15 protein-coding genes and 1 tRNA gene are annotated in these 13,339 nt (G+C 63.3%); 9 read left to right on the forward strand and 7 right to left on the reverse strand.

The features are described 5' to 3' along the window. Positions 1-2: 2 nt before the first annotated feature. Genes ACIQUS_RS18455 through ACIQUS_RS18465 form a run of 3 tightly spaced genes read right to left on the reverse strand, consistent with a single transcriptional unit; the run spans position 3 to position 3,543 of the window. Entirely contained in the window at positions 3-995 is a 993-nt protein-coding gene (locus tag ACIQUS_RS18455; protein ID WP_403049416.1) for an ABC transporter permease, read from the reverse strand. After that, on the reverse strand, positions 992-2,542 hold the full coding sequence (locus tag ACIQUS_RS18460; RefSeq protein ID WP_403049418.1) for a sugar ABC transporter ATP-binding protein: 1,551 nt from the start codon (positions 2,540-2,542) through the stop codon (positions 992-994). Before ACIQUS_RS18460 ends, ACIQUS_RS18455 begins: the two co-directional genes overlap by 4 nt. Positions 2,543-2,589: 47 nt before the next feature. Then, positions 2,590-3,543 carry a sugar ABC transporter substrate-binding protein gene (locus ACIQUS_RS18465; protein WP_403049421.1) on the reverse strand — a complete coding sequence of 318 codons (954 nt, stop codon included), beginning with the start codon at positions 3,541-3,543 and terminating at the stop codon, positions 2,590-2,592. A 334-nt stretch (positions 3,544-3,877) separates the two neighbouring features. Between ACIQUS_RS18465 and ACIQUS_RS18470 the strand changes: the two genes are divergently transcribed. The 3 genes from ACIQUS_RS18470 to ACIQUS_RS18480 all read left to right on the forward strand — a co-directional run bounded on the left by ACIQUS_RS18470 (position 3,878) and on the right by ACIQUS_RS18480 (position 6,093). After that, positions 3,878-4,966: an asparaginase gene (locus tag ACIQUS_RS18470; protein WP_403049424.1), complete on the forward strand. Its 1,089-nt coding sequence runs from the start codon at positions 3,878-3,880 to the stop codon at positions 4,964-4,966. Between the two features lie 158 nt (positions 4,967-5,124). Then, on the forward strand, positions 5,125-5,394 hold the full coding sequence (locus ACIQUS_RS18475) for a DUF1654 domain-containing protein (protein ID WP_403049427.1): 270 nt from the start codon (positions 5,125-5,127) through the stop codon (positions 5,392-5,394). 6 nt (positions 5,395-5,400) lie between these two features. Beyond that, positions 5,401-6,093 carry an endonuclease gene (locus ACIQUS_RS18480; protein ID WP_403049430.1) on the forward strand — a complete coding sequence of 231 codons (693 nt, stop codon included), beginning with the start codon at positions 5,401-5,403 and terminating at the stop codon, positions 6,091-6,093. 3 nt (positions 6,094-6,096) lie between these two features. On the opposite strand, the gene ACIQUS_RS18485 is transcribed toward ACIQUS_RS18480, so the two are convergent. The 4 genes from ACIQUS_RS18485 to ACIQUS_RS18500 all read right to left on the reverse strand — a co-directional run bounded on the left by ACIQUS_RS18485 (position 6,097) and on the right by ACIQUS_RS18500 (position 7,940). Continuing rightward, positions 6,097-6,522, reverse strand: a complete 426-nt coding sequence (locus ACIQUS_RS18485; protein WP_403049433.1) for a GTP pyrophosphokinase — start codon at positions 6,520-6,522, stop codon at positions 6,097-6,099. 13 nt (positions 6,523-6,535) lie between these two features. Further along, the gene (locus ACIQUS_RS18490; protein ID WP_403049436.1) at positions 6,536-7,057 is read right to left on the reverse strand and encodes a GNAT family N-acetyltransferase; all 522 of its coding nucleotides are present in this window, start codon (positions 7,055-7,057) and stop codon (positions 6,536-6,538) included. 53 nt (positions 7,058-7,110) lie between these two features. Beyond that, positions 7,111-7,680, reverse strand: coding sequence for an SPOR domain-containing protein (locus ACIQUS_RS18495; protein WP_403049439.1), 570 nt, complete (start codon positions 7,678-7,680; stop codon positions 7,111-7,113). A 183-nt stretch (positions 7,681-7,863) separates the two neighbouring features. After that, positions 7,864-7,940 (reverse strand) — tRNA-Val (locus tag ACIQUS_RS18500). A 265-nt stretch (positions 7,941-8,205) separates the two neighbouring features. Between ACIQUS_RS18500 and ACIQUS_RS18505 the strand changes: the two genes are divergently transcribed. From ACIQUS_RS18505 to ACIQUS_RS18530, 6 genes are all read left to right on the forward strand, one after another. After that, a complete protein-coding gene (locus tag ACIQUS_RS18505; RefSeq protein ID WP_403049442.1) occupies positions 8,206-9,531 on the forward strand; it encodes a hypothetical protein in 1,326 nt (441 codons plus the stop codon). A gap of 174 nt (positions 9,532-9,705) precedes the next feature. Then, positions 9,706-10,860, forward strand: coding sequence for an amine dehydrogenase large subunit (locus ACIQUS_RS18510; protein WP_403049445.1), 1,155 nt, complete (start codon positions 9,706-9,708; stop codon positions 10,858-10,860). A 13-nt stretch (positions 10,861-10,873) separates the two neighbouring features. Beyond that, positions 10,874-11,413: a MauE/DoxX family redox-associated membrane protein gene (locus ACIQUS_RS18515; protein ID WP_403049448.1), complete on the forward strand. Its 540-nt coding sequence runs from the start codon at positions 10,874-10,876 to the stop codon at positions 11,411-11,413. Positions 11,414-11,416: 3 nt separating this feature from the next. After that, complete coding sequence (gene mauD / locus ACIQUS_RS18520) at positions 11,417-12,052, forward strand: methylamine dehydrogenase accessory protein MauD (protein WP_403049451.1); 636 nt, start codon at positions 11,417-11,419, stop codon at positions 12,050-12,052. A gap of 21 nt (positions 12,053-12,073) precedes the next feature. Continuing rightward, positions 12,074-12,595: a methylamine dehydrogenase light chain gene (locus tag ACIQUS_RS18525; RefSeq protein WP_403049454.1), complete on the forward strand. Its 522-nt coding sequence runs from the start codon at positions 12,074-12,076 to the stop codon at positions 12,593-12,595. Positions 12,596-12,608: 13 nt separating this feature from the next. Next, positions 12,609-13,130, forward strand: a complete 522-nt coding sequence (locus ACIQUS_RS18530) for a cytochrome C (protein ID WP_403049457.1) — start codon at positions 12,609-12,611, stop codon at positions 13,128-13,130. The last annotated feature ends 209 nt before the right edge of the window (positions 13,131-13,339 follow it).

Below are 13,339 nucleotides of genomic sequence, written 5' to 3' on the forward strand. Positions count from 1 at the left end.
GTTCAGTTCCGCCGACTTGCACGTCGGCTGCGGTAGGTGTCGAGAACCACGGCGATCACGATGACCGCCCCGGTGATAATGCGTTTGGTCGGCTCGGAGGCGCCGATCTGTGCCAGGCCCGCGGCCAGCACCGAGATAATCAGGACGCCGAAGAAGGTACTGATCACCGAACCGCGTCCGCCCATCAGGCTAGTGCCGCCGATGACCACGGCAGCGATGACCTGCAGTTCGAGGCCGGCACCGGCGTTGGGGTCGGCCGCCTCCAGGCGGGATATCTGGAACAGTGCGGCCAGCCCGGCGAGCAGGCCCATCAGGGCGAACACCAGGACCTTGTACGGACGCGGGTCGATACCGGCCAGGCGCACGGCCTCTTCGTTGGTGCCGATGCCGATCAGGTAGCGGCCGAACACGGTGCGGGTCAGCACCAGTTGGGCGAGGATGATCACCAGCAAGGCAATCAGGAACGACGGCGACACGCCGAACGCCACCGGGTTGGACAGCCAGGCGAAGGCGTCGCCGATGTAGGCGGTGCGCGAGTCGGTCAACTGGTAGGCCAGGCCCCGGGCCATTTCCAGCACGCCCAGGGAGACGATGAACGAGGGAATTCGCCAGGCCACGGTGATGGCGCCGGTGATGCTCCCGGCCAGCGCCGCCACGCCCATGCCCAGCAAGGCCGCCGGCAGCACGCTCCAGCCCCAGCCGAGGATCGCCACGCTGACCGCCGAGGCTGCCAGGGCCAGCACCGAGCCCACCGACAGGTCGATGCCACCGATGATCAGGACGAAGGTCATGCCCACCGCCAGCACCATCAAGTCGGGAATCTGGTTGGCCAGGGTGCTGAAGGTGGCGTAGGACAGAAAGTGACTGCTGAGCAGGGAAAACAGCACGATCATCGCCAGCAAGGCGCCGGCCAGGCCCAGGTAGGTGCCCAGGCCATAGTAGTTGCCGCTGCGCTTGACGCTCGGGGCGCCGGTGTCCATCGGAGTGGTTTTCATGGGGTGGTCCTGGTTGCTGCTTCATGCAGCAACGCATCACGTTTCTGATAGCCGGCGAAGGCCGCGGCCAGTAGTTGGTCCTGGGTCCAGTGCTCGCGCTCGAAGGTGTCGATCAGGCGCCCGGCACTGAGCACGCCGATGCGGTCGCAGATCAGCATCAGCTCGCGCAGGTCGCTGGACACCACCACGATCGCCTTGCCCTGGCGCGCCAGCTCTGCCAGCAGGCCGTAGATGTCGAATTTGGCACCGACGTCGATGCCACGGGTCGGCTCGTCGAACAGCAGCACGGCACAGTCGCGCTCCAGCCAGCGGCCAATCACCACTTTCTGCTGGTTGCCGCCGGACAGCTCGCCGACCACCTGCTCGGGGCCGGCGCTGCGAATGCGCATGGCGCCGATCTGGCGCTGGGCCAGCTCGCGTTCGGCACTGCTGTCGACGACGCCGGCACGGGAGATCGCCGGCAGGTTGCCCAGGGCGATGTTGGCGCTGATCGACTGCGACAGCAGCAGGCCTTCGCCCTTGCGGTCTTCGGTGATCAGGGCGATGCCTTCGCGTACCGCGGTCACGGGCGAGTCGATGCGCACCGCCCGCAGTGGATTGCCCAGTTCGATACTGCCGCTGTCGGCGCGGTCGGCGCCGTAGATCAGGCGCAGCAGTTCGGTTCGTCCGGCACCGATCAAGCCGGAGATGCCGAAGATCTCGCCGCTGCGCACCTCGAAGGACACCTCGCGCACCTTGTCGCCACGGCTCAGGCCGTTGACCTTGAGGATCGGCGCGCCGATCTGGCGCTGGCCCAGGTCGATATGCTCGGCCAGTTCCCGGCCGACCATCAGGTTGACCAGCTGCGCGCTGTCGTAGCGGGCCATGGGCTCGACGCACACCAACTTGCCATCGCGCAGCACGGCGATGCGCTGGGCGATGCGCTTGAGTTCTTCCAGGCGATGGGAGATGTAGACAATGGCCACGCCGCGCTGCTGGAGGCGCTCGATCTGGGTGAACAGCAACTCGACTTCCCGCGCCGTGAGCATGGCCGTGGGCTCGTCGAAGATCAGCACATGGTAGTCGCCAATCAGGTTGCGGGCGATTTCCACCATCTGCTGGTGACCGATGCCCAGTTCACCCACCGGGGTATCCGGGTCGATGGCTTCCAGGCCGACCCGGGCCATGGCGGCCTGGGCCAGTTGGCGCAGGCGCTTGCGGCTGATCCAGCCGGCGCGGCTGGGCAGGTTGTCGAGAAACAGGTTCTCGGCCACCGTCAGGGTCGGCAGCAGGTTGAGCTCCTGCATGACCATGCGCACGCCCAGGCGCTCGGCGGCGGCGCGGCTGCCGGGCTGGTAAGGCTGGCCCTGGTAGCGCATCTGCCCGACGGTGGGCTGCTCGAGGCCACCAATGATTTTCGACAGGGTGCTCTTGCCCGCGCCGTTCTCGCCGGTCAGGGCCAGCACTTCGCCGCGATAGAGGCTCAGCTCGATATCGCCCAGCACCGGCTGGGCGTAGGTCTTGCCGATTGCGCTGACTGAAAGTACCACGTCCGTCGTCGCTGACATTGCCTGTTCTCCTGGCGCCCACGCCTGCGCGGGCGCACATGCTGCGACTACTGGGTGACCAGTTCGACCGGGGTCTGGATAACGTTGTCGGCGTCCACTTCAGGCTTTTCGCCCTTGATCATCTTCAGCGCCGCCTGGATGCCGAACACTGCCTGTTTAGCGGCGTGCTGATCGGCGGTGGCGAGCACGCGACCGTCCTTGAGCATCGGCTTGATGGCGTTGATGTTGTCGTAGCCGACCACCTGTACCTGGCCGGTCTTGCCCGCCGCCCGCACTGCCGACACTGCGCCCAGGGCCATGCTGTCGTTGCCGGCCAGCAGCGCCTTGAGGTCGGGGTTGGCGTTGAGCATGGAAGCGGCCACTTCATTGCCCTTGGAAATTTCCCAGTTGCCGGACTGCACCGAGACCACCTTCATCTGCGCCGCTTCCATTGCATCCTTGAAGCCGGCGGTGCGTTGCTGGGCGTTGGTGGTGGTGGAGACGCCTTCGATAATACCGACCTGGTCACCGGCCTTGAGCTTTTCCTTGGCCAGGTACTCGCCGACCAGCCGTGCGCCCTTGCGGTTGTCGGGGCCAACGAAGGGCACGCTGAGTGCTTTGCTCTTGAGCACTTGAGGGTCCAGGCGGTTGTCGATGTTGACCACGGTGATACCGGCATCCATGGCTTTCTTCACCACCGGCACCAGGGCCTTGGAGTCCGCCGGGGCGATGACCAGGGCGTCGACCTTGGCGACGATCATCTGCTCGACGATGCGGATCTGGTTGCTCGAATCGGTCTCGTCCTTGATGCCGTTGGAGACCAGCTCGAATTCGCCGGCGTGCTCTTTCTGGTAGGCCTTGGCGCCGTCTTCCATGGTCAGGAAGAATTCGTTGGCGAGGGATTTCATCACCAGGGCGACCTTGGGCTTTTCATCAGCCTGGGCCTGGGACAAGGGCATGGCGAGGGACAGTGAAGACAGAATGGCAGCGGCCAGGAGGCGTCCTGCGAACGGCAACTTCATGGGTTTACTCCGGATTTTATGATTTTTATCGGGTCGCAAACGTTTGCGTTAACTTACTATGCAAATAGTACCCAATTTTGTCAATTCCGCGACGTACACCCTTGGGACGCTATGCGTAGGAATTATCCTTAAATTCGCCGTAAAACCGAACACTCCTACAAATAATATTCGGTTATCCGAACCAGAATGGCAGTGGATGCAAGATTTCGGCGCGGTAAAACCCCTGCAAATCAACACAATGATGATGAAAACCGATGAACGGTTGAGTTGGTACGCTTTCTGCTCTCCCTCCCGGGCTGCACCGCGAACTCCATCTTAAGAAGAGAGATATTCGATGAAAGCTGCGCTTACTCCGTTCGTCCCGGGCGCCCTGGCCCTTCTGCTGTTGCTGCCCGCCGGCGTCAACGCCAAGGAAGTGGAACAGCAACAGAAACTGGCCAACGTGGTCATCCTCGCCACCGGCGGCACCATCGCCGGCGCCGGCGCCAGTGCCGCCAACAGCGCCACCTACCAGGCGGCCAAGCTGGGCGTGGACAAGCTGATCGCCGGCGTTCCGGAGCTGGCCAGCCTGGCCAATGTGCGCGGTGAACAAGTGATGCAGATCGCCTCGGAGAGCATCAGCAACGACAACCTGCTGCAACTGGGCAAGCGCGTGGCCGAACTTGCCGACAGCAAGGACGTCGACGGCATCGTCATCACCCACGGCACCGACACCCTGGAAGAGACCGCCTACTTCCTCAACCTGGTGGAGAAGACCGACAAACCAATCGTGGTGGTCGGCTCCATGCGGCCGGGCACCGCCATGTCGGCCGACGGCATGCTCAACCTGTACAACGCCGTGGCCGTGGCCAGCAACAAGGCTTCACGCGGCAAGGGCGTGCTGGTGACCATGAACGACGAGATCCAGTCCGGTCGCGACGTCAGCAAGACCGTCAACATCAAGACCGAAGCCTTCAAGAGCCCATGGGGCCCGCTGGGCATGGTAGTGGAAGGCAAGTCCTACTGGTTCCGCCTGCCGGCCAAGCGCCACACCCAGGATTCGGAATTCGACATCAAGAAGATCAGCAGCCTGCCTGCCGTGGACATCGCCTACGGTTACGGCAACGTCACCGACACCGCCTACAAGGCCCTGGCTGCGGGCGGCGCCAAGGCGATCATCCATGCCGGTACCGGCAATGGCTCGGTGTCGTCGCGGGTTGTTCCGGCGCTGCAGGAATTGCGCAAGGACGGCGTGCAGGTCATTCGCTCCTCCCACGTCAACACCGGCGGTTTCGTGCTGCGCAACGCCGAGCAGCCTGACGACAAGAACGACTGGGTCGTGGCCCACGACCTGAACCCGCAAAAAGCCCGGATCCTGGCCATGGTCGCCCTGACCCAGACCCAGGACAGCAAGGAGCTGCAGCGGATCTTCTGGGAATACTGATCCCGCCAGCGCTTGCCCGCCTGTAGGATGGGCAAGCGCACCCTCCCCCACCTTCAGCAAAAAAACCTTAAACAGACCGCAGCAAACCAGGCGGTTTGCGGTCACATGCGCTCTTTCACCGACGAGCTGTTGCGAAATTGCTTACAGTAAAATACTGTATGCACATACAGCACAACAAGGAACGCTTCGTGGCCAACACCTCCGCCCCCGCCAGCAGTTACGAGCAACTGGGTATCCGCATCCAGAAAATCATCAACGCGCCCACCGCGCAAAAAGCCCGGGCCGCGCTGATTTTCCGCCTAGAGCACGAGTCCCCTGAAGACTGGGAAACCCTGCTCGAGGAAATCGCCGAGAACGACAACGTCACCCTCGCCCACCGCGACGACGGTGGCGTGCAGATTTTCTGGGTTGTGCCGAAGGAAGACTGACTGCGCATGAGAGTTTCGTTTTTTGCCGTCGCCTGCCTGTTGTTCAGTGTCACCACCGCCCATGCCGACGCGCCACGCACCTTCACCGAAGCCAAGAAGGTGGCCTGGCGCCTGTATGCGCCGCAGTCCACCGAGTTCTACTGTGGCTGCAAGTACAACGGCAACAAGGTCGACCTCGCCGGCTGCGGCTACGTCCCGCGCAAGAACGCCAACCGCGCTTCACGCATCGAGTGGGAGCACATCGTCCCGGCCTGGCAGATCGGCCACCAGCGCCAGTGCTGGCAGGACGGCGGGCGCAAGAACTGCTCGAGCAACGACAAGGTCTACCAGCGCGCCGAAGCCGACCTGCACAACCTGGTGCCAAGCATTGGCGAGGTGAACGGGGATCGCAGCAATTTCAGTTTCGGCTGGTTGCCCGAGCAGCGCGGGCAGTACGGTTCGTGCCTGACCCAGGTGGATTTCAAGGCCAAGAAGGTCATGCCACGGCCGTCGATCCGCGGGATGATCGCGCGCACCTACTTCTATATGAGCAAGCAGTACAACCTCAAGCTGTCCAAGCAGGACCGCCAGCTCTATGAGGCCTGGAACAAGACCTACCCGCCGCAGCCCTGGGAGCGCCAGCGCAACCAGCGGGTGGCCTGCGTGATGGGACACGGCAACGCGTTCGTCGGCCCCGTGAACCTCAGCGCCTGCGGTTGAGGCTCAGGCCAGCGCCTGCAGGTAGGCGCTGGCCTGCTGGTAACGGGTCAGGCGCGCCAGGTCTTCAGGGCCTGGCATGGCAATGCGCGACAGGTCGCTGTTGTCGGCAAGATCGGCCAGCTTGACCACCCGTGCCAGCGGGTCGCCACCCAGGCGAGCGACAAAGGCTTCGTAGCTTTCGTCATCGCGCCGGCTCAGCGCCTGCACCGCCGCCAGGATCTTCAGGGCAAACCCCTCGCGCGCCAGGTCCGAGAGCGTCATGGGAGAATCTTCGAGCACATCGTGCAGCACGGCGACGATGCGCTGCTCCACCGTCGAGACCCTCATCATCACCCGCAACGGGTGCAGGATATAGGCGGCGCCACCCTTGTCGCACTGCCCTTCATGCGCCCTGGCCGCCACCGCAATGGCCCGCTCCAGCGTAGACATAAGGCCCTCCTGCTCAACTCCCGCGTCGTTTCAGACGCGCCATGCTATACACATCGCACAGCACGCCGTCACGCATAGCATAGTCGAGCAATTGTCCTTCAACTTCAAAGCCATGGCGCTTGTACAAGGCCAGCGCCGGTTGATTGTCGGTGAACACGGTCAGCTCGATGCGCCGCAGGCCCATCCAGTTATCGGCAATCTCCAGCGCCGCCGACAGCAGGCGAGTCCCCACCCCCTGCCCTTGCCAGGCCGATGCCACCCCCATGCCGATACTGCCGCAATGGCTACGGCGTACGCGGGGGTTTTGCTCCAGGGTACAGTTGCCGATCACTTGGCCCTGGTGCAGGGCAACCAGTCTCAGCACGCGCTCGTAGTCTTCGCCCGAACCCAGGCGCTTGCGCCAGTTGTCCAGCGACTGGTAAGGCAACTGCAAGGCCAGGCGGGAAACCCGGGGGTCGCTGTACAGTGCGGCCAGCCCTTCGAGATGATGCTCGTTGGCGCGTTGCAAGGTTATGGCGGGGGATGAATCCTTCATCACGGCTCTCCTTGGGGTGAGCCGTGAGTGTACGAGGCCAGGGAAGGCGTTGGCTAGCGGCTGGCGCCGTGCTGGATGACGATCGAGTCGGTGCCCAGGCGGGTCATGACGTCGGCCTGCTTCGCTTCGGCTTCGGCCTTGTCCGGGAACGGGCCCAGCAACACCACCGGCTTGCCGTCGCGGTACACCACCGAGGACGGGATCTGCTTTTCGATCAGGCGTGCGGTCATGTCGCTCAGGGCGCCCATGTTGGCTCCCTGGACGATCTCGACATCCCAGCCTTCCGGCGCCGGCTGGTCGGCCAGGGCCTCGGCACGGCGCTGCAGCTCGGCACCGCCGCAGGCTTCACGGATACGCAGGGTGCTGCCCTGGTCGGCGATGATGATGTCATAGCCGTCGGCTTTCTTGAACGCCACGTAACTGCGATAAGGAACGAAGGCGCCGGCGTCGTCCTTGCCGCGCACCTGGCCGCAGATCATGCCTTGCTGGTCGATCCGCACGTTGGCGAACTTGGCTGTCTTGGGGTTTTGCAGGTGTTCGGCCACCTGCTTGTGCACGCCTTCGACTTCATTCTCACAACCGGCCAGCGCCAGCACTGCCATTACCACCGCGATTTTACGCACGCGTCTTACTCCTGGATGCAAGCGGCGGATTCTAGCATTTATGCAGACGCGTAGGAGCGGGCTTGCCCCGCGATCGCGGTGTATCACTTACATCGCATCGCGGGGCAAGCCCGCTCCTACAGGGAGGTGTGTGGAAGCAGAATGCAAAAAGGGCGATCCTTGCGGATCGCCCTTTCTGGGATTTGGTAGGCACAATTGGACTCGAACCAACGACCCCCACCATGTCAAGGTGGTGCTCTAACCAACTGAGCTATGTGCCTGCTGTGGGGCGCATAATACGCAGGTACGTACATGTCGTAAAGCGAAATTTTTAAAAAAAACCAAAAAAATCAGCAGCTTTAGTCTGCGCTGGAAAAATCGGACCCCGCCCCCGGGAATACGCAGGTGAGGTGCAGCGCAATCAATCTGGCAGATACACGCAAACGGATGGCAAGCAGGTAAAAGGACAGCCTCAAGCGACGACTTAGTATCCGGACGAGCTCAATCGAGTTGCTCGCCGACACTAATAAGAACGGAACCCCGTCCATGCACACGTCGCCCCTGATTCACCTCTCCACGCTCGCATTGCTGGCAGGCGCTGCCGCCCAGGCCAGTGCCCATGAGCTGTATGCCGATCAGAACAGCCACCTGAACGCCAACCTGGAGGCGGTGTTCGGTGTGTTCCACAGCGAGGAAAACTATGCCCTCAGCGGACGTCTGCAACAGGGCTCGTCCTCCTGGCGCGAGGGTTACATCAAATATGGGCTCAGCGGCGACCAGGGCCTGGCCGGCGCCGGCACCGCCTATGGCGCATTCGCGCTGCTCAGCTCGGGGAGTTGGGGAGACGGTGATGCCGCAGGCTTGAGCGACGGTTCCGAGCGCACCACCAAGATCGAAGACGCCTACCTCGGCTGGCGCTCCGGCAACCTGTTCCAGGCCCTTGGCGAAGACGGTGTCGACCTGTCCTTCGGGCGCCAGACCATCAGCGTAGGCGATGGTTTCCTGATTCAAGGCGACTCGCTCAACCTGGGCAAAGGCCTGGCCGATGGCGAGTTCAATCGCGGCGGCGCCTACTACCTGGCCGCGCGCAAAAGCTTCGACCAGACCGCCGTGCTGCGCCTGGGCGGCAAGGAAGGCTGGCGCAGCGACCTGATGTGGCTGAAGTCGGATAACCGTGCCCAGGCCAAGACAGAGATGTACGTGGCCACCCTGGAGCACGTGGCCGAGGCCGGTACGCTGGGCCTGACCTATATCGACACCACGGATGTGGATGAGGCGTTCGCCTCGCCAGCACAACTCGAACGCGATGGCATGAAGACCTACAGCCTGCGTGCTGCCGGCAACGCCGGGGTTGAAAACCTGTTCCTCTCAGGCGAATACGCCAAGCAGGACAAACCCCACACCCCCACCGAGGACGCCTGGTACCTGGAGGCCGGCTGGACCTTCGCCGACGTGGCCTGGAAGCCGAACCTCAGTTATCGCTACAGCCGCTTCTCGGAAGGCTTCGACCCCCTGTTCTACGGAATGAGCCGCGGTTACGGCACCTGGTTCCAGGGCGAAGTCGCAGGCAACTATGCCGGCCCGTTCAACAGCAACTCGCGCATTCAGAAAGTCGAGTTCAAGGTATCGCCCCTGGACAACCTGAACCTCGGCGCACTCTGGTTCAACTTCGACACCATCGACCGCACCCTTGGCAACACCGACGGTCGCGAACTGGACCTGTACGCCGAATGGAGCGTCAACGAGCACCTGATGGTGATGCCCCTCATCGGCCTGTACCAGCCGGACAAGAGCGCCGAACAAGGCGGCACCCAGCTGGGCAGCAACAGCAACAACCTGTACAGCCAATTGGTGTTCGTCACCACCTTCTGATGCCCTTCGGGTGGCAGCCTCCGCCTACTGCTGATCGTCGCCCTCTGGCACAGGCAAACAACGGGTTGGCAGGCACAACAATGCCCGCTGTACGCCCTCAGGGCAGACTAGTGCAGCACCGCCCTGCCAATGCCTTCGCGATCCGCTACATCCAATAATTAAGGGAGCCCCCTGATGCGAATAACCAGGATCCTTGCACAAACCACCCTGGCTCTTGGCGTGTCGCTAGCCGGCGCACACCCTGCCCTCGCCGAGCTGCCCGCCGACACTGGCATCGGCCAGACGGTATTGCCGTTCCCACCTTCGCCGCACCGCGCCTATGTGGTCGATGTGGAATTCGACAACTTCGTCACCGGCCGCGTGGTCGTGGTCGACCCGGACCAGAAGCGCTTCCTCGGCATGGTCAGCACCGGCTTCGCCGCCCCCTCGACCCTGAGCCGTGACGGCAAGCAGCTGTATAGCGCCGACCTGTTCTATTCGCGCGGCACCCGCGGCACCCGCACCGACGTGCTGACCGCCTGGAACACCTCCACCCTGGCCCCGGACTGGGAAGTGGTCATTCCCTCCAAGCGTGCCGAGGCACTGACCCAGCGTTTCGGCCTGTCCACCAGCGCCGACGACCGCTTCGTCTACGTCTACAACTTCACCCCCTCGACCTCGATCACCGTGGTCGATACCCAGGCCAAGGCCGTGGCCAGCGAAATTTCCATTCCCGGCTGCGTGCTCAGCTACCCGGTGGGCAAGCGCCGCATCGCCTCGCTGTGCGGTGACGGCAGCATTCAGCTGCTGACCCTGGGCGACGACGGCAAGGAGACCGCCCGCACCCAGACCAAGTTCTTCGACCCCAATGCGGAGAAGCTGGTCGAACGCGGCGTGAACGTCGGCGACACCTTCTACTTCACCAGCACCACCGGCACCGTGCACACCCTGGACCTGTCGGGCGCGCAGGCGAAAGTCCTGCCGAGCTGGTCACTGGTCAACGACGAAGAGAAGAAGGCCGGCTGGGCGCCGGGCGGTTGGCAGCTGATCGCTGTCGCGCCGAAGCTCGACCGCCTGTACGTGCTCATGCACGACGCCCACGAGGCCATGAAGTGGGAAGACCCGAGCAACACCATCTGGGCTTTCGACCTGAAGACGCAGAAGAAGATCGGCACCCTGAGCACCAAAGGCGCACCGATCTGGAGCCTGCAGGCCACCAGCGACGACAACCCGTTGCTGCTCGGCATCAACGTCGGTGGCGGCCTGGACATCTTCGACCTCAAGCGCGGCAAGCACACCGGCACGATGGAAAAGCTGCATAAAACCGCCACGCAGATTCTCAGCCACTGAGCGAGGTGAGCCCATGCACATCGATCCGATCCTCGTCATCGCCAGCGCAATCAGCGTTGCGGTGATCCTGGCCAGCGCCGCGACCCACAAGTTCCGTGCGCCGGCGCGCTTCATCAAGCAACTGGAGGATTACCAACTGCTGCCGCAGGCGCTGCTCAAGCCGGTCGCCCGCTGCCTGCCGCTGCTGGAAATCGGCGTGGCCTTCGCCCTGCTGGTGCCGGCCAGCCGGCCGAGCGCCGCGCTGCTGGCCGCCGCGTTGCTGGCGCAATACGCGGCCGCCATCGGCATCAACCTGTGGCGCGGTCGCGCCGACATCGACTGCGGCTGCTCCGGCCCCGACCAGGCGCAACCGCTGCGTGCGCTGCTGCTCGTGCGCAACAGCGTGCTGGTGGCTTTGGCGCTGGTCGCCGGCATCGCCCCGCAGGCACGCGATCTCGGTTTGTTCGACGGCTTCGTGGTGATCGCCGCAAGCGCCGTTGTACTGCTCATCTACACCGCCGCCGAAGGCCTGCTGGCCAACGGCCCTCGTCTGTTCACACTTATTGGAAGGTGAAATATGGAAGGCTTGATCGTCTCCAACATCCTGCTCTGGGCCCTGCTGATCGCCCTCTCCTTTGCCGTGATGGGGCTGGTACGCCAGATCGGCGTGCTGCACTCGCGCCTGGCCCCCGCCGGTGCACTGATGGTCGACAAAGGCGTTGCGGTCAACGAACCGGCGCCTCAAGTCACGGCTGCCGACCGCCACGGTCGTGCGGTCAACTTCGGCTACGCCGGTGAAAAAGCCCAGTTGCTGTTCTTCCTCTCGCCGACCTGCCCGATCTGCAAATCGCTGCTGCCGGCGATCAAGTCGATCGCCAGGGAGCAGGCCAACCGCCTCGACGTGGTGTTCGTCAGCGACGGCGACATGGACGCCCAGCAGAAGCTGATCCAGGAACACAAGCTGGAAGACGCCACCTACGTGGTCGGCCCGCAGGTCGGCATGACCTACCAGATCGGCAAGCTGCCCTACGCAGCGCTGATCGACCAGAACGGCGTGTTGCGCGCCAAGGGCCTGGTCAACTCGCGCGAACACCTCGACAGCCTGTTCGAAGCCGAGCACCTGGGCAGCGCCACCCTGCAGCAGTACCTGCATGGCAGCGCCCATGCGCATGACCACGCGCACGACCACAACACGCCACACGCCCACGCATAACGATAACGAAAGGACAGGCCCATGAAACTTCTCGACCTCCTGTTCGAGCGCTCCGCCCGCCACGTCGCCGACACCACCTCGCGACGCAAACTGCTCGGCCGTATCGGTTCGCTGATGATTGCCGGCGCGGCCCTGCCGGTACTGTTGCCGATTGACCGCACCGCCAAGGCGCTGGCCGCCGACAAGCCGATGGCAGGCGACCCGGGCGACCCCAACAGCTGCGACTACTGGCGCTATTGCTCGGTCGACGGCTTCCTGTGCTCCTGCTGCGGCGGTAGCGTGAATGCCTGCCCACCCGGCACCGAGGCCTCCCAGGTCACCTGGATCGGCACCTGCCGTAATCCGGCGGACGGCAAGGACTACATCATTTCCTACAACGATTGTTGTGGTAAGCACAGCTGCAACCAGTGCGCCTGTACGCGCAACGACAGCGAGGAGCCCGCCTATCGTCCGTTCAACAACAACGACGTGAACTGGTGCCTGGCCGCCAAGTCGCACATCTACCACTGCACCGTGTCGATCATCCGCGGCGTCGCGGTCTGAGGTGGCGAAGATCATGCGCTCTTTGCTGATCGTCGGTCTGGCCTGTGTCCTGGCAGCTCCGCTTGCCATGGCGCGGGCCATTCCCGACCCGAACCAGAAGCACGCGCCCGGCAACGAGGCGGTGCAAACGCCTATTGCCCAGGCGGGCTACAGTACGGCGGTGAATTACCAGTTGCAGTGCGCGGGTTGTCATCTGGGCGACGGCAGTGGTTCCAGGGCCAATGATGTACCGCGCATGAAGGACTTCGTCGGTAATTTCCTCAAGGTCGAGGGCGGGCGTGAGTTTCTCGTGCGGGTGCCGGGTATGGCTCAGTCGGCGCTCAGCGATGAGCAGTTGGCTGTGCTGATCAATTGGCTGATGCGCAAGGACGGTATTGCCGGGACGAGTGTGCCCGAGCATTACCAGCCCTATACCGGCGAGGAGGTGGCGGCGGTGAGGCGCAAGGCGCTGCTCAACGTGCCGAATGCTCGTGCCGGGCTGATCAGTCAGATGCGCGACAAGGGCATTTCGATAGATGATGGTATGAGTTATTGAGATTGCGTCAGGATCGGCCCGCCTTTGGGCGGGCTTTTTTTCTTCACGGAATTCTGGGGGGATTTGGCTTTGGGTGTTGAGGCTGTGTGCTTATCCATTCCTCGCGGCGACGCAGCTGGCCCCTTCCGCCTTTACGGCGGCCTACTTTTTTCTTGGAAAAAGTAGGCAAAACCGCTCGCTCCTGCATACGGCCCTACGCTGCGCTTCGG

The sequence above is a fragment of the Pseudomonas sp. NPDC090755 genome, from assembly GCF_044769005.1.
Classification (GTDB): Bacteria; Pseudomonadota; Gammaproteobacteria; order Pseudomonadales; family Pseudomonadaceae; genus Aquipseudomonas.